Origin of the sequence: Rhodococcus mengyinensis, assembly GCF_048381435.1 — a bacterium.
Taxonomy (GTDB): domain Bacteria; phylum Actinomycetota; class Actinomycetes; order Mycobacteriales; family Mycobacteriaceae; genus Rhodococcus_F; species Rhodococcus_F opacus_D.
In genome coordinates this window covers 1-23,372 of sequence record NZ_JBLWIT010000013.1, presented here as the reverse complement: position 1 = coordinate 23,372, position 23,372 = coordinate 1, and the positions used below count along the sequence as shown (strand labels likewise).

Sequence of the window (23,372 nt, the reverse complement as noted above, 5' to 3'; positions counted from 1 at the left end):
ACGCGCGCCGTACCGCGGATGCGCACGGACCGCTGGCGTGCTCGGCTCGCCGCGCAACCCGGGCGGCGTGGTGCGTGGCATCGCATGCCCGAATTCGGCTGGTTTGTCCGATTCCGGCGGCACGTCGCGTGGGCTACCGCACACCCGCATCGGGCAGAGCGGGCCGGACCCGGAGGGGCCCGCCCTACACCACCGAGCAAGAGGAGGCAGGCATGGTATCGACTACGCCGCACGCTCTACCCGGGCCTGTTCGCGGCGCCCGAGAGGAAGCAGGTACAGCATCGACTACGACGTACCCCGCACCATCGGACCGGGCGCGGTTCCTCGCGTATGACGTTGGGGCGCAGGTGTTGTGGCGGCACCGGATCGCGCCGATCGGCGGCCGACCCGGTGCGGAACCGGCCCACGGATGCGACCCGGATTCGATGCGCCGATGCCCCGGGAAAGGCGTGTGTACGCGGTGGGGATGGGTACACGACGCGCATGGGGTCCGATCTCGAGGGGCGTTTCCGCCCGGAGGCGGAAGTGGCCGGGCGCCTGCTTACGCTGGCGTCCGAACACCGGTACGCGACGCTGGGCCGGGAGCTGTCCTCGCTGGCGGCGCCGCCCGACATCGTCCCGGGGCCCGGGAGCTGTTACGGCGGTGTGCTGACCTGGCTGACGGGTGCGATCGCCGACGTGGCGGTGGCCCGGCTGGGCCGCGCCGCCGAGGGGGAGGCGTTCGTCCTCGAGGTCCGCACCGGCGCCGGGCAGGTCGTCGATGCCCGGCAGCTTCCCCCGCGGCAGGCCCGGGTGGCGCGGTCGGTGCTGGCCCTGCTGGCCGGTGACCCCGCCGCCGCCCGGGTGCACCTGGGCGCCGCCGCACGTGAACCCGACTCCGAGGTGCGGGTCACCGCCCTCATCGAGGCGCTGACCTGGCTCAACTCGTTGCTCGACGCTCCCACCCCGGCGTTGCCCGACCCACCACCGGAATAGGGTCCCCGGTCCGCCCCCGGACTAGATGTAGTTCTCGGTCTCTCGGGTTCGGGGTCGGGCTCTCGGGTATTCCGGTCAGTGGCTTCTCCGATGAGTCCACCTTCCGATCGAGACAAGGAGGTTCGGCGATGTCCGCACAACCTGCCCAGCGTGGTTCCCTGTTCGCCACCCCGGTCCAGGCGGCGGCCCTGCTCGTGGGTGCGGTGTTCCTGGGGGTCGGGGTGCTCGGGTTCATCCCCGGGATGACCACCGACTACGACACCCTCACCTTCGCCGGCCATCATTCCGAGGCCGCACTGCTCGGCATCTTCCAGGTGTCCATCCTGCACAACCTCGTGCATCTGCTGTTCGGGGTCGCCGGGATCGCGTCGGCGCGCACGCCCACCACCGCGAAGGGCTTCCTCGTCGTCGGCGGCATCATCTATCTGGTGCTGTGGCTCTACGGGCTGGTCATCGACAAGGACAGCAGCGCAAACTTCGTGCCGGTCAACACCGCGGACAACTGGCTGCACTTCGCCCTCGGGCTGGGGATGGTCGTCCTCGGCCTGCTGCTGCCGCGGCTGCGCACCACCGGGACGACCACGGCGACACCGTAATCGAAGACCCTCAACCTCTACCGGCGGCCGGGCCAGGTGGTGCGGGGGTCGAATCCGGCGGCCTTCTCGGCCTTCTCGTAGGCGCGCAGGGCATCGATGGCCCTCTGGTCGAGCCCGGCGGGCACCGCCACCTGCACGGTCACCCGCAGATCGCCCGGCGCCCGGCCGCGGAGGGGGACGCCGCGACCTTGTAACCGGAAGGTGCGACCGGACGGGGTGCCGGCGGGGATCTTCACGCTGACCCGACCGTCGAGGGTGGGCACCGAGATCGTGGTGCCGAGGGCGAGTTCGGCGAAGCCGACCGGCACGGTGACCGTGAGATCGTCGCCGTCGCGGCCGAAGACCGGATCCGGGTCCACCCCGACGGTGACGTACAGGTCCCCCGACGGGGCGCCGCGCAGCCCGGGCTCGCCGTGCGCGGGCAGCCGGATGCGTTGGCCGTCGGTCACTCCCGGTGGGATGCGGACGTTGATGGTGCGGGTGCGGTGCCCGACCCCGGTGCCCTGGCAGTCCGTGCAGGGGGAGTCGACGATCACCCCGGTGCCGCGGCAGTCGTCGCAGGATTCGCTGAACCCGAAGCCGCCCTGATTGCGGGTGAGGGTTCCGGCGCCGCCGCACGAGGGGCACCGCCGCGGCTGGGTTCCGGGCCGGGCGCCGCTACCGTGACAGCTGGTGCACACCGTGGGCCCGCTGACCTGCAGCGGCAACACCACCCCGGTGACGGCCTGCCGGAACGGGAGCCGGGTCTGCGCCTCGACGTCGCTGCCCCGCCGCGGGCGGGACGCGGTTGTGCGGGTGCCGCTGCGGCGGAACAGATCCCCGAACACGTCACCGAACCCGGCCTCGCCGGAGGTGAATGAGGAACTCCCGCCGCCGAACAGGTCGGAGAGGTCGAACCCGCCCATTCCGCCGGCCGGCCCGCCGCCGCCGCCGGCGCCGGAGCGGGTGCCGGCCCGCCGGAACGCCCCGGACCGGTACAGCTGCCGGGTCCGGTCGTACTCGGCGCGGCTGGCCGGGTCCGAGAGCACCGCGTGCGCCTCGCTGACCGCCTTGAACCGCTCTCCGGCCGCCTGGTCGTTCGGGTTGGCGTCCGGGTGCAGTTGCCGGGCCAGCTTGCGGTAGGCCCGTTTGATGTCCTCCGCCGACGCCGTCGAGGGCACACCCAGGTCGGCGTAGAAGTCGCGTTCGATCCACTCCTGCTGCGTCACAGCGAATCTCCTCCCTCCCTCGTCCGTGGTGCATCACCGTCGACCGACCACCGCCACCAGGGCGCCCGGTCTCGGTGCACCTCACCCGCAGCGGTAGGGGTTCGGGTCCGGACCCCGGTTCTCGGGCCCGGCGTCGGGGTCCCCATCCGCTGCGGCCTCCGACCAGGGGTCGGTGCCCACCGGCGGGTTCGGGACGACCGGCGGGGCTGAACCGATGTCCGCCGGTGGTGGATCCGGGTCGGCCGGCGGATCAGGGTCGGCCGAACCGGTGTCCGGCGAGGCATCGGACGGGCTCGGCCCGGGCGCCTCTTGGGGTTCTGATGGATCGTCGGGGTCGTTGTTCTCGTACTGCTCGCGGTCGATCACGGTGACCAACGCGGTCCGCAGTACCTTGTGCACACCGACGGTGTAGCCGCGGCGCAGCACGGTGTCGACCACCAGGTCGGTGCCGTGGCCTTCGTGGCTGGCGGCCTCGTGCAGGGTGGGATCGAAGCGGTCCCCGGGTTCGCCGAACGCGGCCACCCCCATCCGGGCCAGGATGGTCCGGATCTTGCGGTACAGGCTGTGCAGGGGCTCGCGGGCGGTGTCGCCGTGCTCGCGGGCCCAGTCCAGGTCGTCGAGAACACCGAGGAACGCGGTGGCGACCGTCGCTTTCGCGTTCTCGGCGACCGCGGCCCGGTCCCGCTCGACCCGGTGGCGGTAGTTGGCGTACTCGGCCTGCAGCCGCTGCAGATCGGCGGTCAGTTCCGCCACCCGGTCGGCGTCGGTCTGCCGGGACTCCGGCCGCGGGGCTCCCGGTACCCGGGGCGCGGTGCCCGCCTTCTCGCCCAGCGTCGGTTTCGCTCCTCGGTCCGTGTGCGGGGGCCGGGATCCGGGAGTGTCCTCGCGGACCCGGCCGGTGACCGGGTCGATACGGCGTCGGTCGGTGATCGCGATCGGTTCGCGGGGCGGCTGCCGCCCGTTGCCCCTGCCGCGACCGGCCTGTTCGGATCGTTGCTGCTCGTCGTGTGGTGTGTTCATCGGTGTCCCTCCCGGGGTTCGTCCACCACCTCGGCGTCGACGACCTCGTCGTCGGCGCCCTGCCCGTTCCCCGACGCACCCGCTCCGGCGGCCGCGCCGGCGCCGCCGTCGCCCCCGCCCGTCCCGCCTTCCGAGGCGGCCTGGGCGGCATAGATGGCCTGGCCGAGGGCCTGGGACTCGGTGCCCAGTTTCTCCACTGCGGTCTTCACCGCGCCGATGTCGGTGCCGGCCAACGCGTCCTGGACGTTCTTGATCGCGGACTGGACCTTGTCCTTGACGTCGGCGGGCACCTTGTCCTCGTTGTCCTTGATGAACTTCTCGGTCTGGTACACCAGCGACTCGGCCTGGTTGCGGGTCTCGGCCTCCTCCCGGCGGCGGCTGTCCTCGGCGGCGTGCGCCTCGGCGTCGCGGATCATCCGGTCGATATCCTCCTTCGACAGCGCCGACCCTTCCTGGATCCGGATCGTGTTCTCCTTCCCGGTGCCCTTGTCCTTCGCGGTCACGTGCACGATGCCGTTGGCGTCGATGTCGAAGGTGACCTCGATCTGCGGCACCCCCCGCGGGGCCGGCGCGATCCCGGTCAGCTCGAACGAGCCGAGCAGCTTGTTGTGCGAGGCGATCTCACGCTCACCCTGGAACACCTGGATCTGCACCGACGGCTGATTGTCGTCCGCGGTGGTGAAGGTCTCCGACCGCTTGGTCGGGATGGTGGTGTTGCGCTCGATCAGCTTGGTCATCACCCCACCCTTGGTCTCGATACCGAGCGAGAGCGGCGTGACATCGAGGAGCAACACGTCCTTGACCTCACCGCCGAGGACACCGGCCTGCAGCGCGGCACCGACGGCGACGACCTCGTCCGGGTTGACACCCTTGTTCGGTTCCTTCCCGCCGGTCAGCTCGCGCACCAGATTCGTCACCGCGGGCATCCGGGTGGAACCACCGACGAGCACCACGTGGTCGATGTCGCCCACGGAGATCTTCGCGTCCTTGATCACCGATTGGAACGGGGCCCGGGTGCGGTCCAACAGGTCGGAGGTGATCTTCTCGAACTCGCTGCGGGAGAGCTGCTCGTCGAGGAACAGCGGGTTCTTGTCCGCGTCGACGGTGATGTAGGGCAGGTTGATCGACGTGCTCTGCGAGGAGGACAGTTCGATCTTGGCCTTCTCCGCGGCCTCCCGCAGTCGCTGCATCGCCATCTTGTCCTTGGTCAGATCGAATCCGCTGCTCGCCTTGAATTTGTCGGCCAGCCACTTCACGATCCGGTCGTCCCAGTCGTCACCACCGAGGTGGTTGTCACCGGAGGTGGCCCGGACTTCGACGACGCCCTCGCCGATTTCGAGCAGCGAGACGTCGAAGGTGCCGCCACCGAGGTCGAAGACCAGGATGGTCTGTTCCTTTTCGCCCTTGTCGAGGCCGTAGGCCAGGGCGGCCGCGGTGGGCTCGTTGATGATCCGCAGCACGTTCAGCCCGGCGATCTGGCCGGCTTCCTTGGTGGCCTGACGCTGGGCGTCGTTGAAGTAGGCGGGGACGGTGATCACGGCGTCGGTGATGTCCTCACCCAGATACGATTCCGCGTCCCGCTTGAGTTTCATCAGCACCCGGGCGCTGATCTCCTGCGCGGTGTAGTTCTTGTCGTCGATCTTGACATGCCAGTCGGTGCCGATTTCCCGTTTCACCGACCGCACCGTCCGGTCGACGTTCGTCACGGCCTGGTTTTTGGCGGGCTGGCCGACCAGCACCTCCCCGTTCTTGGCGAATGCCACCACCGACGGGGTGGTGCGTGAGCCCTCGGAGTTGGCGACCACCACCGGGTCGCCGCCCTCGAGCACGCACACCACCGAGTTGGTGGTGCCCAGGTCGATTCCCACCGCCCGTGCCATGACGTTCCCTCCTCACACCCCGGGCGCACCGTCGGCGCACCCGCCGAGCCCTTCCGTTGACAGTTCAATTTTCTCTCCTTACAACAACCTAGGTCAAGAAAATATGCCGCAAACACAGTATGTTTTCTCCAGCAAATTCAGGGACCGGGGGAGCGTCTTGCCGGCGGTACCGTGTCAGGCGGTCGCGGCGGTGCGGGGGTGGCGGGCGGTGCGGGTGAGGAAGTCGTCGATCAGGGCGCCGGTGGCCTCGGGCCATTCGAACTGCGGCAGGTGCCCGCAGTCCGGCAGGGTCACCGACCGCACCTGCGGGGCGGTGGCGGTGAGGTGGTCGGCGAAGCGCGCCGGGACGAGGGGGTCGTCGGCGCCCCACACGCACAGGGTCGGCACCGCCAGCTGCGCCACACGGTTCCACAGCCCCGGTCGCCGAACGGTTCGTCCAGGTAGAGGCCGAGGGTGGCCGACCACAGGGCCCGCCGGTGGCCGGTGTCGCGCAGGGTGAGCTCCCATTCGTCGGCGGCGGCGTCGAACCAGTGCCGGGGCACCCGGTCCGGGTCGGCGAACAGGGTCCGGTAGGCGCCTCGGGTGCCCTCGTGCAGCAGCCGGTGCGGAAACGCGATCGGCAGCCGGGCGAGATCGGCGGGGATCCGGCGGGCGAGTGCAGTGAGTTGCCGCCGCCGGAAGGCCAGCGCCGGGCACAGCAGCACCAGGGAACGGACCTTGTCGGGGTTGCGCAGGGCGAGTTCGAGGGCGAACCGGCCGCCGAGCGAGTGCCCGATCACCGCACTCGCGGGTGCGTCGACGGTGTCGAGGAACGCGCGCAGCCAGCGCTGCAACTGCACCGGGTCGTAGTCCCAGTTCGGTGCCGCCGACGACCCGAATCCGGGCAGGTCTGGGGCCAGTACCCGATGCTCGGTGGCCAGGTCGGCGAGCACCGGCAGCATTGACGCGTTGGTGGCACCCAGGCCGTGCAGCAGCACCACCGGCGGCCCGCCGGGGGGACCGGCGTCGAGGTAGCCGGTGCGCACCCCGAACACGGAGGTCTCCCGGACCCGGGCCCGGGTCGGCAGGTCCGCCGCTGGGGCCAGGACGCCGCCGAGGGCGAGCACCGTGCTCATGCTTCCCCGCACCCGCAGTGCCCCGGTCAGGAACGCGGACACCAGGCTGCACCGCCCGGCCAGCAGCGCCGTCACCGCGGCCGGGTCGGCGGTGATCGTGGCCGTCGGCCGCGCCGGAATTCTGGTGTCCACGCTGACCGTGCCGAACCGGGTGCGCACCACCCACCGGCCACGGCCGACGACGTCGAACACCACGCTCACCTGCCGGTGTGCCAGCACACCGTCATGCACCGCGGTCGGCAGTGCCGCCGCCAGGCCCGGCCCACCGCGTCATCCCACCGCTGCAGCGAACCTTGCGTCCGTGTCACCCCACCGGGTCATCTCCTCTCCTAAGTAAACGGTGATTCACTCGTACAACAACGATCGGCACCGAAATCCTTCCCTCCCTGTGGGGCAAAAGTGGGTGCGGTAAGGCACTTTGGCGCCGATCTGATATCGCAGCTTCCCGACAAATGTGATCAGTGAATCCCACTGCATAGGTGCCCGTCCGGGCCGGCCGCATCGATGTCGTGGTGCACCCGCGTTCAGACCGGGAGCCGGCTGGTGGTGCCCGGTCCTGGCGGCCCACGGCAGCCGTCGAGTGCTCACCGCATGTGGCCGCGGGGCAGGCGGGTGCAGCCGAATCCGCGGACATTCTCCACCTACCTACTCGGAGGCAGCCGCTTCGATATGGTGAGATTTTCTCCTTCATTTGTGGTAGATCTAGTGGCATAATGGAACCGCCCTGGCAGGGTCGGGCGGACGGCGCCCGCACCACACGGAGTCAGGGGTGGTGGCGATGATGACGGACGAAACCCTGGTGGCACTGAAGAACTACGAATACCTGATCCTCGCGCACGGCTGTGAGAACGTCAGCCTGGTCTGGCACACCGATTCGGTGGTGTTCGGCGACGACGGGTGGGCGGACATCGACATGCTCACCCGGCCGGGATTCACCCCGGCCACCGAATGCTTCGCCCGCCGCGACGAGGACTGACCGTCCTCGCAGCGCATCCGGAACGACACAGGAGCGCCGCGGGTGTGGGCATCAGCATCTCGGCCGGGTGTGGCGGTTCCCGGTGTTCGAGGAACCGCCCAGGCCCGGTGCGCCCCCCCCGGCTTGGGCGGGCGCCCTGGGGGCGCTCGCCCGGGATTTGCGGTGCTGCCACCGCCGGGGAACGGTGCGCTGGGACGGGGTGTGCTGGGAGCTGGCGATACACCAGGACGGGGTGCTCCTCGCGTGGGATCCCGCCCCACCCGGCAGCGCCCGGCCCGGTGATCGGCTCGGCGAGATCGGCGGGGGTCGGCAGGTCCTCGGTCGCGGCCTGGCCCCGCAACTGCCGGCGGTCGAGGCGACCGTATGGGTGGCCAACACCGTGCAGGCGGCGCTGCTGCGTCAACTGCGGGTGCCTTGGCCCTGCCGCGACCAGGCCGCGGTGTGGGTGCCCCGGATCCGGGATCGCCACCCCTGCTGGGTCGATCCGCACACCGGTCGCACCGTCGCGGAAATCGGCGAACTCACCGCGGTCGGCACCGACACCCGCTGACGCCGGCGGTGTGTGCAGGCGGCAGCGGGTCTTCCTCGGCCTGTTCGCGGACCTGTCGATCACCGCGGACTCGGTCTGCACCCGGTCACCGCGGACCCCACATCCCCGCCGCCGACACCGGACGGCCGGGGCCACCCCGGCCGTCCGAGCCTCCGCCGCCCGCCGAATTTCGCCACCGATAGGGCGGTTTCGGAGATCTGGGGTTCGGGTACCAATCATGGTGCAGGAGAACCACCCCCGGGCGGTCCATGCTCGCCGGGGGAGGAACAACACACAGCGGTAAGTGGGAGGTGTCGCGGCATGGCTGCACCTGCGAATCGCGGCGGTGGAGAGTCCGGGCGGTGGGACCCGGTCGCCGAACGTCCCTTGCGGGACTCGATGTCGGGAGCCCCGTTCGGCGGCGGGCAGACCTGGCGGCCGCTGGCGGATGTGTCCGAGACCGACGACGGCTACGTGGTGGAGGTGGAGGTGCCCGGCGTCGCACGCGAGGACCTCGACATCACCCTGTCGGCCAACGAACTCGAGATCAGCGGCGAGTTCGTGGAGAAGAAGAGGGCGGGGTGGTTGCGGACCCGCAGCCGCACCCGCCGCACCGGCAGCTTCGAATTCCGCACCCTGTTGGCCCGCGACGTCGATGCCGACAAGATCACTGCCACACTGGCCGACGGTGTTCTCACCGTCACCATCCCGAAGACCGCAAGCGTCCGATCGCGGCGCATCGAGGTCACCACCGACTGACCTTCCGCCGCCTTTCCCGTCGCCCACCCGGACACCGGGAACGGTGGCACCCCCGACACGGACCCTCCGGGGACGGCCGGTCGAGGGTGCCGAGGCGGTCGGCATCGCCCCGGGAGTGCTGTTCCTCCTGGCGCTGAGCCCGCCGGGCACCTCCGGCTGCGCGGCGCTGACCAACGGCCCCTGTCGGTGCGAGGAGGCGGCGGGGGTGGATCGGAAGACGTGCGAGCAGCACCTCGAGACCGAGACGAGAAGAACACACAAGAAGAACAAAGGAGAGCACAGAAAGGACACTGGTGATGGACGACACCGAATTCCTGTCATGGGTCCGCGAATACGGAGAATACGACAGCCTGGGGGAGGCCACTCGGGTGACGACGGTAGTGCTCCGGAAGCTCGGGGCGCGGCTGTCCCCCGGAAAGGTGCGAGCCCTGGGCGCGCAGCTTTCGCCCCTGGCGCGCGACGCGCTCGGCCCCATCGAGGACGGACGGGCCGCACCCGACTACGGGATCGAGGAGTTCCGGCACCGGATCGCCCAAGCCCTCGACGCCCACCCCACCACCGCCGAATGGGACACCAGCGCGGTGCTGGCCACGGTGGCCCAGGCCGTCGACGACAACTGCCTGCACACCGTCCTGGGGTCACTGCCCGAGGGTTTCGCGCCACTGTTCGGCCGCCCCCGAAACGGTGTGAGCACCCCACCACCCCCAGAGATGGGGTGAGCACCCGTCCCCGGGGGCGCTGGATGACCTCGGGCTCGTCCGGGTGACATCGTCACCCGGCGGGATCCCCTGTGCCTGTCACCACCGGGCAGGCTGGCGAGCCGAGGACGACCGTGCCCGTGGGGCGGGTGGGCTGGACTGGGTGAGCCGGGTCCCGAGCCAGTCGCGCCTGTCGATCCGGGAGGTGACGTGCAGCCCGGCGAGGTCGGCGGCCTCGGTCACCTCCGCCGGGTCCACGTGCTCGGCTCGGGCGGGCTTCGGTGTCATCAACCACACGAAACCGGTGCCGGACAACGCCGTGCGGGCGGTGATCAGCTCGTCGGTGGGGTCACCGGCGCCGCTGCGCCACCACAGCAGCACCGCGTCGACCCTCTCGCCGAAGTTGTCGTCGACCAATGCGCCCCCGAGGATGTCCTCGATGCGTCGACGCAGGTCCTCGTCGACGTCGTCGTCCCATCCCAGTTCCTGCACCATCATCTCCGCGGTCAGGCACAGGTCGGTGGACCGACCGCCGGCGTGCCCCGCCGTCGACATCGCCCAACTCCTTCATCTCGTGTGGTCGTCGACTCCCGGCGCACGCTTGCCGGGGTCGTGGTTGTCCCGGTGGGCTGGGTGGCCCATCAACCGGAGTGAGCGCCCTATCGGTCACTGCGACTGGTGGGCCCTACCGCCCGAATCACGATGTGTCCGAACGAGCCCGGACGGCAGTGCCCATAGAGTATCCGCCTACCCGATCACCGAAACCCGCGAGATGCGGATCCGGGGACCAGGTGGCCGAGCGCACAACTCCACACGGTGCTTCCCGGGGTTTAGGGCCGCAACAGTGCGCCCCATTCGGTCCGGGCTGCGCGGGCGGCGGCAGGCTGGGGTGCCTCGTTTCCGCTGGCGAGCGCGACCAGGGCCTCGGCGAGGGTGAAGACGGACACGCCGTGGCGGCGGGCGGCGCTCACCAGTTCGTCGAAGGCGTCCGCGGCCGGGATCCGGCGGATCCCGATCAGCACCCCCTCGGCGGTGTCGAGGGCGCGGGTACGCGATCCCGTGCCCCGGGGATGGGTGAGGGTGTGACTGTGCAATGCCGCCATCGAGGACACCTCCGTCGAAGTCTGGGAGCGGATGTGTGTGGGTCGTGCCCGATTGGGCCCGATCCCAAACATCGCCCTGCTCCCTCCACGGGCGGACCGAGGGCCTGCGGTCGTACGGTTTATCTGCCCTGACCAGTGTCGAGGGGTAGTTTCGAGCTCACCGTGGACGGGTACGTGTTCCGCGACGGAGGAAGTGTTCACGATGAGCAGCGGCGTCGGTGCCGGCGACAACCCGGACAGCAACGCGTACGTGTTCGCGGTCGCACGGGCATTGAACGCCGAGACGATCCGCCGGTGGGACGCGGTCACCTTCGATGCTGTGGTCGTGCTGTCGAAACAGTTCCGGTACTACAGCGGCCGCCACGTCCTGATCGCCTGGAACCGGTATTTCGGGTGGTCTTTGGGAATCGAGGGTCAGCGCGCCGATCGGGTCCTGATCGTCGGCGGGCTCGGGATCGGCCGCCGCCCGGCACCGGAGGCCATCGCCGACCGCACCGACGAGCTCGTCGCGGACCTGCTGCACCTCGAATACCGTGACCGGGACGCCTTTCCGGTCCCGGCACTCATCCACAGGCTCGACAGCGACACCGGACCAGTCGATCGCGGGGCGCCCGGTTGGTGACGAACGTATCCGGTCGCCGACGGTTCCCCAGACGATCGACGGCGATATCGCCGGGGCATGGGACGCAAAGAAGAGGAGGCTGGAGACATGACGACGATTCCGCCGCGTCCCGGCCCCGAGGCGGCGCTGGCGCTGCTCCGCGCCCTGGCCGACCGTGCGGCCCGCGACGAGTGCGCGGGCATCCTGAGCGCCTGGGAGCGATCCGGAACCACCGCCGACCACGACGAGCTGGTCCTCGAACGCGCTACCCGCGACCTCGACCGGACGGCGGGTGCCGGTGACCGTGCCGCGGCCCGGGTGCAGGCGGTGGTCGACGGCGCCGCGCACGGACGCTCCGACCCGGAGTGGCCGTAACCGGCCGCGACGGGTCATGGCCCGGACGTGGTCCTGTGGGACCAGCGCAGTGCCTGATGATCAGGGGTGCGGGGCTTGTTGTCCGGGTGCGGTGTCGTCGACGCCGGTCAGGTCCGCCGGTGCCAGCGAGCCGGTGGTGATGTGCTGGGCGAGGGCGCGTAGCGGGGTGTGGTGGGTGCTGGCGTGGTGTTCGAGCAGCGTCCGGGCCGCGGCCGGGGTGATGTGCAGGGTCCGGCGGTGAGTCCGACCGCCTGGTCGACGTGCACACGGTCGTGGATCAGGCCCAGGGTGCGTTCGGTGAGTTTGGCACGGCGGTGGGCGGCGTCGTCGCGGATCAGGTGCATCACGGCCGAGGCCGCGAGGACCGCGGCCAGTCGCCGGTCGTAGTCGGTGAACTCGCGGACGGTGGTGCAGAGCAGGTTGAGTCCCCCCGATGGCGTGGCCGTCGAGGAGCATCGGGATCGCCAGTACCGCACGGTAGCCCACGGTGGTGGCGACGTCGGTGAAGTCGGGCCAGCGCCGGTGGGATTCGGACAGGTCCGGGACCTCGAGCGGGGTGCCGGCGGCGACGGCGTCCAGGCACGGGCCGTGCTCGCCCTGGGTTTGCAGCAGTTCCACGATCCGGGCGCGTTCGTCGGACGCGGCGACGACTGCGACACCGCCCCGGGGGTCGACGACCAGGACGCCGGCGGCGGCGAGCAGATCCGCGCTGGCCGCCGTGATGTCGGCGATGGCGGCGGCCGTGGGGTCGGTCGCGGTGTCGGCGAGGTGCGTCGTGATCGCGGACAGCACCTCGACCAGGTGGGCCTGGGTGTCCGGGATGTCCGGGATGTCCTCGATCATGCGTGATCTCCTTCTCCCCGCGGCGGGGTGGTCATTCGTTGAGCTCGTCGACGTCGATCCGGTCGGACAGGATGTCCCCGGCCAGGTCGAGGATCGGGCGACCCAGCAGGAAGGCGTGGGCGCGCAGCCGCAGGAGCGCCTCGTCGAGGCTGATCGACAGGCGGGCGGCGAGTATCCCGGTGGCCACGTTCACGTCCTGGTAGGAGCCGGTGTCCCGGATCCAGTCGATTCCGGTCCGCTCGGCGTGCTCGGCCTGCTCGACCAGGGCCAGGGTGATCAGGTCGACCAGCACGGTGGCATCGGCGACGGCGCGGGCGGCCAGGGAGCCGGTCCGCCGCCGGTAGAAGGTCATGGTGCCGAGCCGGATGGCGCCGATCCGCAGCGCGAATGCGAACACCGCCGCCGCCCCCACCGCATGAGCGGTGTCGGCGAATCCGGGCCACCGCTCCTCGTGGTGGCTCAGATCGTCGACCAGGATGGGGCTGCCGTCCTCGAACGCCTGCACCCCGGGGCCCTCGCCGAGGGTGTACTGCTGCTCGTCGAGCCGCCCGGCCCAGTCGTCGCTGGCGCCGAGCAGGTCCTGCGCCCGGCCGGTCGCGCGGAGGGTGAGCGCCGCGGCGTCGATACCGGCCAGTTCGGTCACGCACAGCCGGCACACCTGCTGCGCCCACCGGTGTTGTCCGGGCGTGCCCGCCTCGTCGGCGATCGCACGCCACAACGACTGCCGTCGCCGTTCCTCCACGACCACCCTCACCACCTCGACCGCTGTCACCTTTCACCCTGCTCCCGTCCGGTGACCGCGGAGCCGACGGGAGAACCGGCAATGGGCCGGGTGGGGTCAGGGGTGCCGGTCAGCGGGGGTATCCGGTTTCCCAGGGGGCCGGGATGGGGTAGTAGCGGTCGAGGAACTCGGTCACCGTCGCGGTGCGCACCGCAAGGTCGACCTCCGGGGTGCTGCCGTCGTTGAGGCAGAACATGTCCTTGTTCCGCTTCGCCAGCAGCGGACCGAGTGCGCGCAGGCCCGCAACGGTGGTGGTGTCGACGTAGCGGACCTTGGCGGCGGTGTGCGGCACGGCGCGGCCGGTGAGCAGGGCGTAGTAGTGGTAGAGCGAGTTCGTCACCGAGATGTTCTCCGCTGCCCGGAACGGGCTGGCCGCGGTCGCGGCGAACTCGCGGGGGAACTGCTCTTCCATCTCGGCCATGACCGATCGGCGCAGCGGCACCGGGGTGTGTTCGAGATGACGGGTGATCGTCACCCCGAAACGTTGTTGCAGCAGCACCCGGTTGACGCGGGCGGCGTTTTCGAATCCGCTGCGCCGGGGACAGTTACGGCCGAGCCCGATGCGGGTGCCGGACTCGATGAACCGGCTCACCGAGCCGGCGGTGAAGAACAGCTGCGGGGCGACCGCCCGTCCGAAGAACATGTCGTCGTTGGCGTAGAGGAAGTGTTCGGCGAGACCGGGAATTCGGTGCAGCTGCGATTCTACGGCGTGGGAATTGTGGGTGGGCAGCACCGACGGATCGGTGAAGAATTCCTCGCTGCGCACCACGGTGACCCGAGGATGTGCGGCCAGCCATGCCGGTCGCGGGGAATCGGTGGCGACGAAGATCCGCCGAATCCACGGCGCGTACATGTGCACCGACCGCAGCGCATACTTCAGTTCGTTGATCTGCCGGTACCGGGCCGGGGAGTCGTCCCCGTCGCCGACGACGTAATTGCGCATCCGCCGTGCCCGCTGCGCCTGCCACCGGGTGTCGCTCCCGTCCACCCAGGAGAACACCAGGTCGATCGGAAACGGTACATCCGCCGGATGCCGGTCGAACATGCCGGCCACCGTCGGCCAACTCCGACCGTCCCGCTCGATCACCGCGGGGACGGCCTCGCGGCGCGCCATGACGGGGCGGGTCAGCGCGTTCGCGGTCGGTGCGGCGATCTCGTCGTCGGTATACGACCACAACTCGACCTGCACCGCCCCCGCGGCCCCGTATTTCAGCCCGCTGACCGGTTCGATCCGGGGCCGGAACAGCCGCAGGATCCGTGCCGCCGGGATGTGCGACAGGGTCCCGTCTGCGATCAACACCGGCGCCCTGCCGCTGCCGACGGTCTTGGCGTAGAACGGCTGGTCCGCGCAGGCTGCCACCAGTGCCGTCCGCAGCGCCTGACGGTCGGCCCAGTTCACCGCCAGCACCGGGCGGGTGTGGTTGCCGCGGACGAGGAGGTAGCCGATTCCGGCGTCGTCGAGCACCGATCGGACGAACAGCAGATCCTCGGTCGTCGCCTCGTGCGGCGTGGTCGTCGAGATCGTCAGACCGTAGCGGCCGCCGAATTCCCTCACCTCCGGCCGGGCCGACAGCCGGCAGGCCGCCGGCACCGCCGGCACCGGTGGCCCGGTCAGCTCCCCGCCGCGGCCGAGGAGCGTGTGAGTACCGGCCGGCCGGGTGTCCCCACCGCGCGGGCGGGGCGGGGTGTCGGGGGTGCCGGTGCGGGACGGTGATCGGGTCGGCGTGCTCATCGGACCGAACCGGCGGCGGTTCGGGCGCGCGGGACGAATTCGAACCAGGCACTGGTGCCGCCGCGAACATGCGGTTCGGGATAGCACAGGGCCAGACCCCGCTCGTCGAAGGCGGTGAACCACTCATTCCACTGCAGATGCTTCAGTTCCGTGGCGACACCGAGGAAGTCGATCCGCAATGCGCCGGACCCGTCCCGTGCCGGGGCGCCGTGATGCGCCTGAATCCATCGGCGGATCTCGTCGTGATCGGTGGTGATATGCGGTGACGTTGTCATCGACTTCGCCCCTTCCTCGCGTCCCGGGAACAAGCTGCCACGAAATACCCTCCGCTCCGGCACTGTGAGCGGCAACGCACCCACCGAGATGCGGAAAAATCCGGCTGCCCAACGACTCCGGCCGGTCTTGCGGGTGTGCAGCGCCCGTGAGATGACCGATCGCCCGCGACTGCTCGGTGTCGGGGCGTGTTTCGGCGACCGCCGCGGCACGCAGGGCGCGTCGAGCCCGAGGCCGAGAATGTCGTCCCGGGTTCGACGCCGCTGAACGTGCACCGGCGGCGGGAAACATCCCGCGGTGGGTCCAGTTTTCGCGGCGCCGCCCTCGTCTTTTCGGGGACGGCAGAATCCGATCATAACGAGAACGGCGCTGCGCTGGCCAGGGCAGAAGGTCCTCGAACAGGCACTTCCGAGCGACCCGACCGCGCAGACGCCGAACTGCTCTCCGGCACCGTCGAACTCGCGGCAGGCACCCGATATCCTCGGGCAGGCAGGCGATGTCGGGAACCGGCTCGGTGTGCCACACCACCGTGTGCTGCGTTTCGAACCCGGTTGCGGCTGGGTACCCTACCCGGTATCGCCCCGGACCCCGGCGAGGATCCCGCTGGGTGTCCCGCCGCTCCGGGAAGGACGATTGGCTCCGGTCCGGATCCCACCCCCACACCCCGTGCCCTACCCCGGGCGCTGCGCCGCGCGTGGTGCCCGAGTTGAGGAAGAACCGAGATGACTGTGCACAATCTGACCACCCGCACCGGGAGCATCGTGCTGCTGGGCGCCTTCACCGATCCCGCCGACCGGGACCGCTGGTCCACCGTCACCGGATGGGCCAGCGGGCACGACGTGGAACTGGTCGACACCTGCAGTGAGGACGCCCTGGTCGTCATCGCCACCGATGGCGTCCTCGACGGCCTGTGCACCCCGGACGAGGCGCAGACCCTGCAGGAAGTGCGCCGCCGCGGGATCCCCTGCGTCGGCCTCGACGACGCCGCCCGGGAACTGTCCTGCCTGCACCGACCCACCCGATAGCGCAGTCGTCACCGCCCCAGATGCCTCGGCGCGGCTGTCAGGGCGCCGTCACAGGTTGTAGTCGAGCAGGTCGTCGAGCCAGAGCAGGGCATCGACGAGCATCCGGACCCGCTCCGGGGCGGCGGGGCTCTGCGGCGCCCACGGCGGCGGCGCGTGGTCCGCAGCGAGTGCGGCCAGCACCCGGATCCGGAGGCTGCGGGCCTGCGCGGACAGCGACGTCGGCTCGGACCACAGGTCGGCGCCGGTGAGCAACTCGAACACGAACGACTCCCCGTCGCCCTCGACTCCGACCCGGTCACGCAGCAGAACGCCGAGCTGGGCGATCAGCCAGAGCATCACCGGATGGAACAGGGCGGCGTGCCGGCCGTGCGGGCAGGCCACCGCGCAGATCTGGGTACGCGCCGCCGGAACGTTCCGTTCGCCGACCGCCTGCAGCAGCTGCCCGGCGATCCGGGATTGCGGGGTGGTGGCGTGGGCGTGGTCCGCGGTCACGGCCCTGTGGTGTCCGTCCCCGGACGCGGGCGTTCGGTCGCCGCAGGGGGACGCCCAGAGGTGCGCAGGGCCGCGACGAGGGTACCGAGAATCCCCACCCCGGTCGGTGGGGACAGGGCGGGCGGTGCGGGGGTGGGCCGGTTCAGGTCGAACGAGAATGCGGTCGCAGGAAACCACATGACGAATTCTCCCAACACTGTTCGCAGGCTCAGGAATCCGCCTGCGCGGCGGCGGGTCTGGGGGACGGGCGACCGTCCCCGCGCGAGCACGGGCGAGTCGAGGTCGGGCGGTTCCGCGAGCTCGCTGTTGAACCCGCGGAACCTGAAAGCGGCACCGTACCGGTCCGCTGCCGCTCCTGACTTCGAGGTTGCCCGCCGGACCTGCCCGCAAACACCGCGCATGTTCCGGTATCCCAACGATTCTCAGGCGGATGGGGTGTCTCGAGGCAGGGTCAGCGGAACCGGGGCGGCGGTGTGCCCGGGGGTGCGGTGGTGTGCTCGAGGTAATGCTGCAGTGCGCGCGATGCGGCGAGCCCGGGGACGATCACCAGGATCAGCAGGGCGATGTTGGTCATCGATGGGTCCTCTCACGGGGTCGGGAATGGTAGGTGTCGTGGTCACGTCGGTGCGGGCGAGGATCGGCGCCTCTCACGGCGGCGGCCGCGGCAGCGGTGGCGGGTCCGATCGGCCTCGCTCATGCCACCCCAGATCCCGTAGGGCTCACCGGCGGTGAGCGCGTGATCGCGGCAGACGGTGCGCACCGGGCGCTGCGCGCACAGTTGCCCCGCCCTGCTGTTCGCGGTGGACGCGAGCGGAGCTGCGCTCGCCGTCGGGGGAGAAGAACATCGCGGTGCCGGCGCCGTGGCAGGACCCGTGGCGCTGCCAGTCCCAGTCGGCGGGGCGGGGCCGGGTGTGACGGTGCGGGGAGGTCATGGATCCTTTCGGGTGCTCGGGTGCTCGGGTGCTCGGGTGCTCGGGTGCTCGAGTGCACGCGACGGCCGGTGCGCCGACTTGGGGTCGAAACGTGGTGTGCGAGGCGACCCCTCGACGCAGCGCACACCACGACATCGGTCGAGGTGTGCGTGTCGGGACAGCGAAAGAACACGCAGAGATCGATCCCCGAGTTCGGGGCGTCAGGGGGCGCGTGTCGCCGACTCACCAACCATGTGCGGCGGACGATGCCGGTGCGCCGACACCTGGCTCGAGTTCGGCGGGCATGGGACGACATCGCGGACGCGAAGGACGGCCCACACTCTCGGGGCCTGTTCCGCGTCGCTCGCCACCGGGGTCCGGGGTAACGAGGTTCCGTTCGTCACCGGGGTCCGGGGTAACGAGACGTGCTCCACATGATAACGACACGCTGGTCGGTTTCTCCAGACCCGAACCCGTATTCGTTCCCGGTGACCCCGGCGGACCTGGTTGAATCCGTGTCGGTGTGGGTATCTCGGGGACGAGAAGAGACGGACGATCTCGGCTTCGGTCCTGCGGTGGAGAAATGGGTGGGCAGACCGGGGAGGAGGTGGGGGCCGTGTATGAACCGGCAGCGTATGTGGCAGCCCTGAGCCGGATCTTGCAGATGCTCGAGGAGCCGTCGCCGATCGGGGCGATCGTCTCCGAGCTGACCGAATCGGTGCGGTCGGTGTTCGGTCTGGCCGGGGCCGCGGTGCTACTACCCACGGACGGCGAGTTGACCGTGACCGCGGCCGCGGCGCCGGTGCAGGGACTCGAACGTGCCCAGCAACGATCCCAGCGCGGCCCGGCCTGCGAGGCGCAGCGCCGGGGTGCGGTGGTGACGGTGGCGGACCTGGCGCAGGCGCGGGGGCGGTGGCCCGAATTCGTCGCCGCCGCGCAGCGGATGGGGATCGCCGCCACCGCGGCGGTGCCGTTGCGGTGGGACCGGCAGACGCTGGGATGTGTAAATCTGCATGCGGTCACCCCACGCCCGTGGTGCCCCGGCGATTTGACCGCGGCCGCGGTCCTGGCCCGGGTGGTCGCCGGGCATCTGGCGACCGATGCCACCCTGCGGAAGCGGCAACAGTTGACCGAGCAACTCGAGAATGCGCTGGCATCCCGGGTGGTGATCGAGCAGGCCAAGGGCATCATCGCCGCCGAGGGCGCCATCACCGTGGACGAGGCGTTCGACCGTCTACGCCGCCATGCCCGCCGGCACCGCACCAGCGTGCACGAGGTCGCGGGGGCGGTGGTCGACGGCCACCTGCACATGACGCCCGCGCCGCCGGGGCAGGCGCCTCGCTGACCCATCCCGCCGGCCGGCCGGTTTTCAGGTGCGACCTGGGTGAACGGTGCTGTCCACCGCCGCAGGTGCGGCGTATTCTCGACGGTGCTCCTCGAAAACCCTCCACCGAGTCCTGGGTTCGAGGAATTTCGGCCCCGACGTAACCCCCCGACGCCGGGGCCGGATCATGCAACCGTGATCCACCGGTGGGCACGGTCAGTGGTGGTCGCCGGTGGCGCGTTGTCGGGACGGGCCGTCCCGCAGTCGCGTTCGCTGCCCGGCGGCCGGACGCCGCCGGCGCCCGGGCCGGCCGGTCTCCGGTTGCGATGCCGCCTCACCGGTGGGGCCGGTGTTCGCGGTGTCGTCCTCGGCGCCGGATGCGGTGTTTTCGGCACGTAGTTGGGCGTTGTCCGCTTCCAGGCGGCGGTTGTCGCGCTCGAGGTCGCCGGTGCGGGTCTCGAGGTCGAGGACCCGGCCGATGCCGACGAGGTTGACGCCGGCCTCGATGAGTTCGGCGATGCGTTTGAGCCGGGCCAGGTCGTAGTCGCTGTAGCGGCGGGTGCCCCCACCGGTGCGGCCCGGGGTGATCAGCCCGTACTCCTCGTACAGGCGCAGCGCCGCAACCCCGAACCCGGACAGCTCTGCGGCCACCGAGATGCCGTAAACACCACGCACCGACGGTGATTCGGCCTCGGGCTGCTCGGACTTCTCGGACATTTTCGTGCTCCGATCGGGAATTTTCTCGCACAGTCTCTTGTCATAGTCTACGACAGATGCTATAACGAACCTACAGCATCTGCTGGAAGTTTACCTGATGGGATGAAAGGATTTCTGGAGGTAGGTGGACATGATGTTGATGCGCACGGATCCGTTCCGCGACCTCGACCGTCTGACGCAGCAGATCCTCGGCACCGCGGCCCGACCGGCAGTGATGCCGATGGACGCCTGGCGCGAAGAGGACCGGTTCGTGGTGGAGTTCGATTTACCCGGTGTGAATGCCGACTCCCTGGATCTGGACGTCGACAAGAACACGCTGACGGTGCGCGCCGAACGGGCCGCACTCGACGAGAACCAGGAAATGGTCGCCGCCGAGCGCCCACGCGGGGTGTTCAGCCGGCAGCTGTTCCTCGGTGAGAATCTCGACGCGGACAAGATCGAGGCGAACTACGACGCCGGAGTGCTGCGGTTGACGATCCCGGTCGCGGAGAAGGCCAAGCCCCGCAAGATCGAGATCAGCAGCGGACATTCCGAGAGGAAGGCCGTCAACGCCTGACACGAGGTGAACAAGGTTCGGGAGGGGGTGAGCAGAAGATGACATCGGCGAACATGGCCGCAGAGGTGAACGCCACCGACACAGAACAGCGCCCCGAACGCGAGATGATCTGGCCGTGGCACGAACTCGAATACGCACAGCTCGTGGCCGATTCGGACCGCATCCTCGCCGACGCGCTGACGCCGCAGGCCGTCGTCCTGCTCCACCGGGTGGCCACCGCACCGGCCGGCCCGCCGCGCCCATCCCCTCCCACATCGCCGGGGTGGACGGTGACGGCCCCGCCGGCTCCCGGAATCCGGGCCACGCAGCGCTCACCTCCGAGACCGAGAAATCCGATTTGTCCACAGTCGAGCACAGTTGGTCGTCGAGCACGAAAGGGGTGATGAACTCAGACGAGTGCATCCGCTGACCGGGTTCGCCCGCCGCCTCTGTCACCTGTCATTGCCTTTCCGCGCGGCGCGGCGGACCCCGCTTTCGAGCACACCGCCCGGCACCGCCGACCCGCCGAGTGAGAAACCGGACGGCGCCGACCGCCGATCCGGCAAACCCATGCTCGGGGTGTCGGATTCGACCGGGGCGCACCGCCATTGCCTGGCAGACGGTAACCATCGGCCGTGCCGGGCGGGCAGTGCCCACCCGATAGGCGTGACAAGCGGGGGCGGGCCCTTCGTGCGGGTCGGGCCCGCCCCGCCTTGGTGGTTCCGGCATCCCGAGCCCGGGACCACCTTTCTCGTGCACCCGGCACTCGAAGGGGACGAGGGTGATGGCCACCGAGCAGGATCCGTATCGGGTGCTGGGACTGTCCTCTGCGGCGTCGCAGTCCGAGATCGCCAGCGCCTACCGGCGACTGCTGCGCGAACACCACCCCGACACCCGCCCCTGCGACCAGCCCGCCGACCCGGCCGCGGACGAGCACCTCCAGCACATCCTGACCGCGTACGCCCTGCTGCGTGACCCGCAGGCCCGGGCCGCCCACGACCGGGAAGCGACCGACCGGGAAGCCGCCCGCCGGGCGGCGGCCGAGCGATTGGTCGCCGAACGATCGGCCGAGCGATTGGCAGCCGAGCGGGCGGCCGAACCCAGGGCCCGCCCCGGGCGAGCGCCGCGGGTCCCGGTCCCGCCGGGGATCCGCGTGATCGTTGTGGGCGATACCCCACCCCCGCCGCGGCCACCGGCGACCGGCCTGTGGATCGGACCGGTCCGGCGTCACCGCTGAGATCAGTTGATGCCGGCGACTTCCTGGGCGATGGCCGCCAGGCGGGTCTGGGCGGCGGAGACGACTCCGTGCCGGTTCTTGTGGGCTTCCTCGTACGCCACAGCGGCACCGATATCGGCGGGATCGGTCAGGTCCTTGACCGCGGCGACGGCCTGCGGGACGGTGAGGTCGTCGTAGTCGCCGATCGGCAGCTCACCCGGTTCGAAGACACGGGCGGTGGTGCGGGCGGAGTGGATCGCCTCGGCCACCGCGGTGGCGCCTTCGCGGCGGGTGATTTCTTCGGCGGTCTCGAGCGCGGCGTCGCGGGAGGCGGTTAGGGTTTTGACGGCGACGTCGCCGGCGTGCGCGCCCCGGCCGAGCAGTGCCTCGAGGCGGGGGCGGGCGGCACGGGCGGTGTCGATCGCCCGGTCCAGACCCCGGGTGGACCAGGACACCGGGGTGTTGATCCACCGGACCGCGGTGCCGGCCGCGGCCTGCATCGGGGTGCGCCGCAACGCCGCGGGACCGCCGAGGGCGTCCTCGGCGAGCACGATGGTCAGCCAGTCCACGGTGGCCGAATGCGCGGTGATCAGCCGGAACGCCAGGTTCTCGATCTCGGTGCGTTTGGTGGCGGCGGCGAGGGCCTTGAGGTACCGGGCCCGGTCGAGGAGCTGGTGTTCGAGCGCGAGGTCCCCGAGCAGGGCCTCGCCGAACGGCTGGGCCTGGTCGGTCACCGTGAGGTTGCCCCTTGAGAGTGGACACCGGATTTCATGCGGCAACTGACAGCGTAGACGACGCGATCAGCCGTTGTTCGAACTCCACCGGGGAGAGGTATCCCAGCGCGGAGTGACGGCGACGTCGATTGAAGTACGAGAGCCACTCGAACAGCTCCAGCCGTGCCTGCGACTTCGACGTCCAACTCCGTCCGTGCAGCCACTCCCTCTTGAGTCCTTGGAAGAACGACTCGGCGAGAGCATTGTCGTAACTCGAGCCGACCCGGCCTCGACTCGGGCGGATCCCATGACGGCGGCATACATCGCCGAAAGTCTTTGCGGTGTACTGAGATCCGCGATCGCTATGGAATACGACCCCATGGACATCACCACCGCGGGTGCGCACCGCCATCTCGATCGCGTCCGTGACGAGCTCGGTGCGCATATGGTCGGCGATGGACCACCCCACCACCCGACGTGAACAGATGTCGATCACCGTCGCCAAAAACAACCACGACGAGCCCACCGGAATGTAGGTGACGTCCCCACACCACTTGGTATCCACAGCCGAAGCGGTGAAGTCCCGCATCACCAGATCCGGGACCGGTGGAGCTGACTTGTCCGCGATGGTCGTGCGCTTGGTGCGGCGCAGGTGCCGGCCCACGACGTGGTTGATTCGCATCAGCCGAGTCACCCGCTTGCGGTTGATCTTGCGCCCGCGGGAGCGGAGTTCGGCGTGCACCCGCGGGGCGCCGTAGGCGCTGCGGTGCTTGGCATGGATGGCGCGGATCTCGGCGACCGTCGTGGCCTCGTCGGCCTGGCGGTCGGCGCGAGCATCCTCGGTGGCCAGGTGCTTGTAGTAGCCGGAGCGGGAGGTCCCGAGCACCCGGCACAGCCGCTGCACGCCGAACTCGGCGCGATGGTCGGAGATGAAGTCCCAGCGGCGGGTCTTCACTTCACCTCCTTTGCGAAATA

27 protein-coding genes and 3 pseudogenes are annotated in these 23,372 nt (G+C 70.2%); 13 read left to right on the top strand and 17 right to left on the bottom strand.

Annotation, left to right across the window (positions count from 1 at the left end):
* Positions 1-483: 483 nt before the first annotated feature.
* Positions 484-975 (top strand): hypothetical protein, encoded by a 492-nt coding sequence (locus tag ACNJ7E_RS01110; protein WP_418338815.1) that lies wholly within the window; start codon positions 484-486, stop codon positions 973-975.
* 128 nt (positions 976-1,103) lie between these two features.
* Positions 1,104-1,571, top strand: coding sequence for a DUF4383 domain-containing protein (locus ACNJ7E_RS01105; RefSeq protein WP_418338814.1), 468 nt, complete (start codon positions 1,104-1,106; stop codon positions 1,569-1,571).
* 17 nt (positions 1,572-1,588) lie between these two features.
* On the opposite strand, the gene dnaJ is transcribed toward ACNJ7E_RS01105, so the two are convergent.
* From dnaJ to ACNJ7E_RS01080, 5 genes and pseudogenes are all read right to left on the bottom strand, one after another.
* Positions 1,589-2,779, bottom strand: coding sequence for a molecular chaperone DnaJ (gene dnaJ / locus ACNJ7E_RS01100; RefSeq protein ID WP_418338812.1), 1,191 nt, complete (start codon positions 2,777-2,779; stop codon positions 1,589-1,591).
* A 231-nt stretch (positions 2,780-3,010) separates the two neighbouring features.
* Positions 3,011-3,799: pseudogene (gene grpE, locus ACNJ7E_RS01095) on the bottom strand (nucleotide exchange factor GrpE); the annotation flags it as partial.
* Positions 3,796-5,679: a molecular chaperone DnaK gene (dnaK, locus tag ACNJ7E_RS01090; RefSeq protein ID WP_418338810.1), complete on the bottom strand. Its 1,884-nt coding sequence runs from the start codon at positions 5,677-5,679 to the stop codon at positions 3,796-3,798. The pseudogene grpE and the gene dnaK, both read right to left, overlap by 4 nt.
* A 174-nt stretch (positions 5,680-5,853) precedes the next feature.
* Positions 5,854-6,051 carry an alpha/beta fold hydrolase gene (locus ACNJ7E_RS01085; protein WP_337464691.1) on the bottom strand — a complete coding sequence of 66 codons (198 nt, stop codon included), beginning with the start codon at positions 6,049-6,051 and terminating at the stop codon, positions 5,854-5,856.
* The gene (locus tag ACNJ7E_RS01080) at positions 5,970-7,013 is read right to left on the bottom strand and encodes an alpha/beta fold hydrolase (protein ID WP_418338809.1); all 1,044 of its coding nucleotides are present in this window, start codon (positions 7,011-7,013) and stop codon (positions 5,970-5,972) included. Before ACNJ7E_RS01080 ends, ACNJ7E_RS01085 begins: the two co-directional genes overlap by 82 nt.
* 559 nt (positions 7,014-7,572) lie before the next feature.
* Here ACNJ7E_RS01080 and ACNJ7E_RS01075 point away from each other — a divergent pair.
* The 4 genes from ACNJ7E_RS01075 (at position 7,573) to ACNJ7E_RS01060 (ending at position 9,777) form a co-directional block, all read left to right on the top strand.
* A complete protein-coding gene (locus tag ACNJ7E_RS01075) occupies positions 7,573-7,770 on the top strand; it encodes a hypothetical protein (RefSeq protein ID WP_237720423.1) in 198 nt (65 codons plus the stop codon).
* 184 nt (positions 7,771-7,954) lie between these two features.
* Positions 7,955-8,320, top strand: a complete 366-nt coding sequence (locus tag ACNJ7E_RS01070; RefSeq protein ID WP_016881820.1) for a hypothetical protein — start codon at positions 7,955-7,957, stop codon at positions 8,318-8,320.
* Positions 8,321-8,620: 300 nt separating this feature from the next.
* Positions 8,621-9,058 carry an Hsp20/alpha crystallin family protein gene (locus ACNJ7E_RS01065; protein WP_007297531.1) on the top strand — a complete coding sequence of 146 codons (438 nt, stop codon included), beginning with the start codon at positions 8,621-8,623 and terminating at the stop codon, positions 9,056-9,058.
* Between the two features lie 296 nt (positions 9,059-9,354).
* A complete protein-coding gene (locus ACNJ7E_RS01060; RefSeq protein ID WP_418338808.1) occupies positions 9,355-9,777 on the top strand; it encodes a DUF2267 domain-containing protein in 423 nt (140 codons plus the stop codon).
* Between the two features lie 78 nt (positions 9,778-9,855).
* On the opposite strand, the gene ACNJ7E_RS01055 is transcribed toward ACNJ7E_RS01060, so the two are convergent.
* Together ACNJ7E_RS01055 and ACNJ7E_RS01050 are read right to left on the bottom strand one after the other, a co-directional pair.
* Positions 9,856-10,311 (bottom strand): DUF3052 domain-containing protein, encoded by a 456-nt coding sequence (locus tag ACNJ7E_RS01055; RefSeq protein WP_418338807.1) that lies wholly within the window; start codon positions 10,309-10,311, stop codon positions 9,856-9,858.
* A 275-nt stretch (positions 10,312-10,586) separates the two neighbouring features.
* Entirely contained in the window at positions 10,587-10,859 is a 273-nt protein-coding gene (locus ACNJ7E_RS01050; protein ID WP_016881817.1) for an ANTAR domain-containing protein, read from the bottom strand.
* Positions 10,860-11,061: 202 nt separating this feature from the next.
* Between ACNJ7E_RS01050 and ACNJ7E_RS01045 the strand changes: the two genes are divergently transcribed.
* Positions 11,062-11,481, top strand: a complete 420-nt coding sequence (locus tag ACNJ7E_RS01045; protein ID WP_418338805.1) for a DUF6292 family protein — start codon at positions 11,062-11,064, stop codon at positions 11,479-11,481.
* A gap of 87 nt (positions 11,482-11,568) precedes the next feature.
* Entirely contained in the window at positions 11,569-11,835 is a 267-nt protein-coding gene (locus tag ACNJ7E_RS01040) for a hypothetical protein (protein ID WP_418338804.1), read from the top strand.
* A gap of 60 nt (positions 11,836-11,895) precedes the next feature.
* On the opposite strand, the gene ACNJ7E_RS01035 is transcribed toward ACNJ7E_RS01040, so the two are convergent.
* From ACNJ7E_RS01035 to ACNJ7E_RS01020, 4 genes are all read right to left on the bottom strand, one after another.
* Positions 11,896-12,678, bottom strand: a complete 783-nt coding sequence (locus tag ACNJ7E_RS01035; protein WP_418338803.1) for a GAF domain-containing protein — start codon at positions 12,676-12,678, stop codon at positions 11,896-11,898.
* 31 nt (positions 12,679-12,709) lie between these two features.
* Positions 12,710-13,450 carry an ANTAR domain-containing protein gene (locus tag ACNJ7E_RS01030; RefSeq protein ID WP_418338802.1) on the bottom strand — a complete coding sequence of 247 codons (741 nt, stop codon included), beginning with the start codon at positions 13,448-13,450 and terminating at the stop codon, positions 12,710-12,712.
* Between the two features lie 79 nt (positions 13,451-13,529).
* Positions 13,530-15,191, bottom strand: coding sequence for a stealth family protein (locus ACNJ7E_RS01025; RefSeq protein ID WP_418338801.1), 1,662 nt, complete (start codon positions 15,189-15,191; stop codon positions 13,530-13,532).
* Complete coding sequence (locus tag ACNJ7E_RS01020; RefSeq protein WP_016881813.1) at positions 15,188-15,466, bottom strand: hypothetical protein; 279 nt, start codon at positions 15,464-15,466, stop codon at positions 15,188-15,190. The genes ACNJ7E_RS01025 and ACNJ7E_RS01020 overlap by 4 nt, the downstream gene beginning before the upstream one ends.
* Positions 15,467-16,186: 720 nt before the next feature.
* Here ACNJ7E_RS01020 and ACNJ7E_RS01015 point away from each other — a divergent pair.
* Positions 16,187-16,489 carry a hypothetical protein gene (locus tag ACNJ7E_RS01015; protein ID WP_418338800.1) on the top strand — a complete coding sequence of 101 codons (303 nt, stop codon included), beginning with the start codon at positions 16,187-16,189 and terminating at the stop codon, positions 16,487-16,489.
* 48 nt (positions 16,490-16,537) lie between these two features.
* Here the strand turns inward: ACNJ7E_RS01015 and ACNJ7E_RS01010 are convergent, their stop codons facing one another.
* From ACNJ7E_RS01010 to ACNJ7E_RS01000, 3 genes and pseudogenes are all read right to left on the bottom strand, one after another.
* The gene (locus ACNJ7E_RS01010) at positions 16,538-16,981 is read right to left on the bottom strand and encodes a hypothetical protein (RefSeq protein WP_418338799.1); all 444 of its coding nucleotides are present in this window, start codon (positions 16,979-16,981) and stop codon (positions 16,538-16,540) included.
* 451 nt (positions 16,982-17,432) lie between these two features.
* A complete protein-coding gene (locus ACNJ7E_RS01005; protein ID WP_016881809.1) occupies positions 17,433-17,555 on the bottom strand; it encodes a hypothetical protein in 123 nt (40 codons plus the stop codon).
* A gap of 42 nt (positions 17,556-17,597) precedes the next feature.
* A pseudogene (locus tag ACNJ7E_RS01000) lies at positions 17,598-17,913 on the bottom strand (WhiB family transcriptional regulator).
* A 595-nt stretch (positions 17,914-18,508) separates the two neighbouring features.
* Between ACNJ7E_RS01000 and ACNJ7E_RS00995 the strand changes: the two are divergent.
* Positions 18,509-19,237 (top strand): GAF and ANTAR domain-containing protein, encoded by a 729-nt coding sequence (locus tag ACNJ7E_RS00995; RefSeq protein ID WP_418338798.1) that lies wholly within the window; start codon positions 18,509-18,511, stop codon positions 19,235-19,237.
* A gap of 195 nt (positions 19,238-19,432) precedes the next feature.
* Here ACNJ7E_RS00995 and ACNJ7E_RS00990 read toward each other — a convergent pair whose 3' ends face one another.
* Complete coding sequence (locus ACNJ7E_RS00990; RefSeq protein ID WP_016881805.1) at positions 19,433-19,933, bottom strand: MerR family transcriptional regulator; 501 nt, start codon at positions 19,931-19,933, stop codon at positions 19,433-19,435.
* Between the two features lie 133 nt (positions 19,934-20,066).
* Here ACNJ7E_RS00990 and ACNJ7E_RS00985 point away from each other — a divergent pair, with 133 nt between their 5' ends.
* The 3 genes from ACNJ7E_RS00985 to ACNJ7E_RS00975 all read left to right on the top strand — a co-directional run bounded on the left by ACNJ7E_RS00985 (position 20,067) and on the right by ACNJ7E_RS00975 (position 21,705).
* Positions 20,067-20,489: an Hsp20/alpha crystallin family protein gene (locus ACNJ7E_RS00985; protein WP_029538863.1), complete on the top strand. Its 423-nt coding sequence runs from the start codon at positions 20,067-20,069 to the stop codon at positions 20,487-20,489.
* 38 nt (positions 20,490-20,527) lie between these two features.
* Positions 20,528-20,872, top strand: coding sequence for a hypothetical protein (locus ACNJ7E_RS00980; RefSeq protein WP_105419203.1), 345 nt, complete (start codon positions 20,528-20,530; stop codon positions 20,870-20,872).
* A gap of 380 nt (positions 20,873-21,252) precedes the next feature.
* On the top strand, positions 21,253-21,705 hold the full coding sequence (locus ACNJ7E_RS00975; RefSeq protein WP_418338797.1) for a J domain-containing protein: 453 nt from the start codon (positions 21,253-21,255) through the stop codon (positions 21,703-21,705).
* A gap of 2 nt (positions 21,706-21,707) precedes the next feature.
* On the opposite strand, the pseudogene ACNJ7E_RS00970 reads toward ACNJ7E_RS00975, so the two are convergent.
* Positions 21,708-22,418, bottom strand: a pseudogene (locus ACNJ7E_RS00970) (ferritin-like domain-containing protein); the annotation flags it as partial.
* 34 nt (positions 22,419-22,452) lie between these two features.
* A partial coding sequence (locus ACNJ7E_RS00965; protein WP_418338796.1) for an IS3 family transposase occupies positions 22,453-23,372 on the bottom strand: 920 nt, incomplete at its 5' end.

What these genes read in the sequence shown, in the direction of transcription:
- ACNJ7E_RS01110 (WP_418338815.1), top strand. Translation starts at nt 484, where the DNA reads ATGGGGTCCGATCTCGAGGGGCGTTTCCGCCCGGAGGCGGAAGTGGCC.
- ACNJ7E_RS01105 (WP_418338814.1), top strand. Translation starts at nt 1,104, where the DNA reads ATGTCCGCACAACCTGCCCAGCGTGGTTCCCTGTTCGCCACCCCGGTC.
- dnaK (WP_418338810.1), bottom strand. Translation starts at nt 5,679, where the DNA reads ATGGCACGGGCGGTGGGAATCGACCTGGGCACCACCAACTCGGTGGTG.
- ACNJ7E_RS01075 (WP_237720423.1), top strand. Translation starts at nt 7,573, where the DNA reads ATGATGACGGACGAAACCCTGGTGGCACTGAAGAACTACGAATACCTG.
- ACNJ7E_RS01065 (WP_007297531.1), top strand. Translation starts at nt 8,621, where the DNA reads ATGGCTGCACCTGCGAATCGCGGCGGTGGAGAGTCCGGGCGGTGGGAC.
- ACNJ7E_RS01060 (WP_418338808.1), top strand. Translation starts at nt 9,355, where the DNA reads ATGGACGACACCGAATTCCTGTCATGGGTCCGCGAATACGGAGAATAC.
- ACNJ7E_RS01055 (WP_418338807.1), bottom strand. Translation starts at nt 10,311, where the DNA reads ATGTCGACGGCGGGGCACGCCGGCGGTCGGTCCACCGACCTGTGCCTG.
- ACNJ7E_RS01050 (WP_016881817.1), bottom strand. Translation starts at nt 10,859, where the DNA reads ATGGCGGCATTGCACAGTCACACCCTCACCCATCCCCGGGGCACGGGA.
- ACNJ7E_RS01045 (WP_418338805.1), top strand. Translation starts at nt 11,062, where the DNA reads ATGAGCAGCGGCGTCGGTGCCGGCGACAACCCGGACAGCAACGCGTAC.
- ACNJ7E_RS01040 (WP_418338804.1), top strand. Translation starts at nt 11,569, where the DNA reads ATGACGACGATTCCGCCGCGTCCCGGCCCCGAGGCGGCGCTGGCGCTG.
- ACNJ7E_RS01035 (WP_418338803.1), bottom strand. Translation starts at nt 12,678, where the DNA reads ATGATCGAGGACATCCCGGACATCCCGGACACCCAGGCCCACCTGGTC.
- ACNJ7E_RS01025 (WP_418338801.1), bottom strand. Translation starts at nt 15,191, where the DNA reads ATGAGCACGCCGACCCGATCACCGTCCCGCACCGGCACCCCCGACACC.
- ACNJ7E_RS01020 (WP_016881813.1), bottom strand. Translation starts at nt 15,466, where the DNA reads ATGACAACGTCACCGCATATCACCACCGATCACGACGAGATCCGCCGA.
- ACNJ7E_RS01015 (WP_418338800.1), top strand. Translation starts at nt 16,187, where the DNA reads ATGACTGTGCACAATCTGACCACCCGCACCGGGAGCATCGTGCTGCTG.
- ACNJ7E_RS01005 (WP_016881809.1), bottom strand. Translation starts at nt 17,555, where the DNA reads ATGACCAACATCGCCCTGCTGATCCTGGTGATCGTCCCCGGGCTCGCC.
- ACNJ7E_RS00990 (WP_016881805.1), bottom strand. Translation starts at nt 19,933, where the DNA reads ATGTCCGAGAAGTCCGAGCAGCCCGAGGCCGAATCACCGTCGGTGCGT.
- ACNJ7E_RS00985 (WP_029538863.1), top strand. Translation starts at nt 20,067, where the DNA reads ATGTTGATGCGCACGGATCCGTTCCGCGACCTCGACCGTCTGACGCAG.
- ACNJ7E_RS00980 (WP_105419203.1), top strand. Translation starts at nt 20,528, where the DNA reads ATGACATCGGCGAACATGGCCGCAGAGGTGAACGCCACCGACACAGAA.
- ACNJ7E_RS00975 (WP_418338797.1), top strand. Translation starts at nt 21,253, where the DNA reads ATGGCCACCGAGCAGGATCCGTATCGGGTGCTGGGACTGTCCTCTGCG.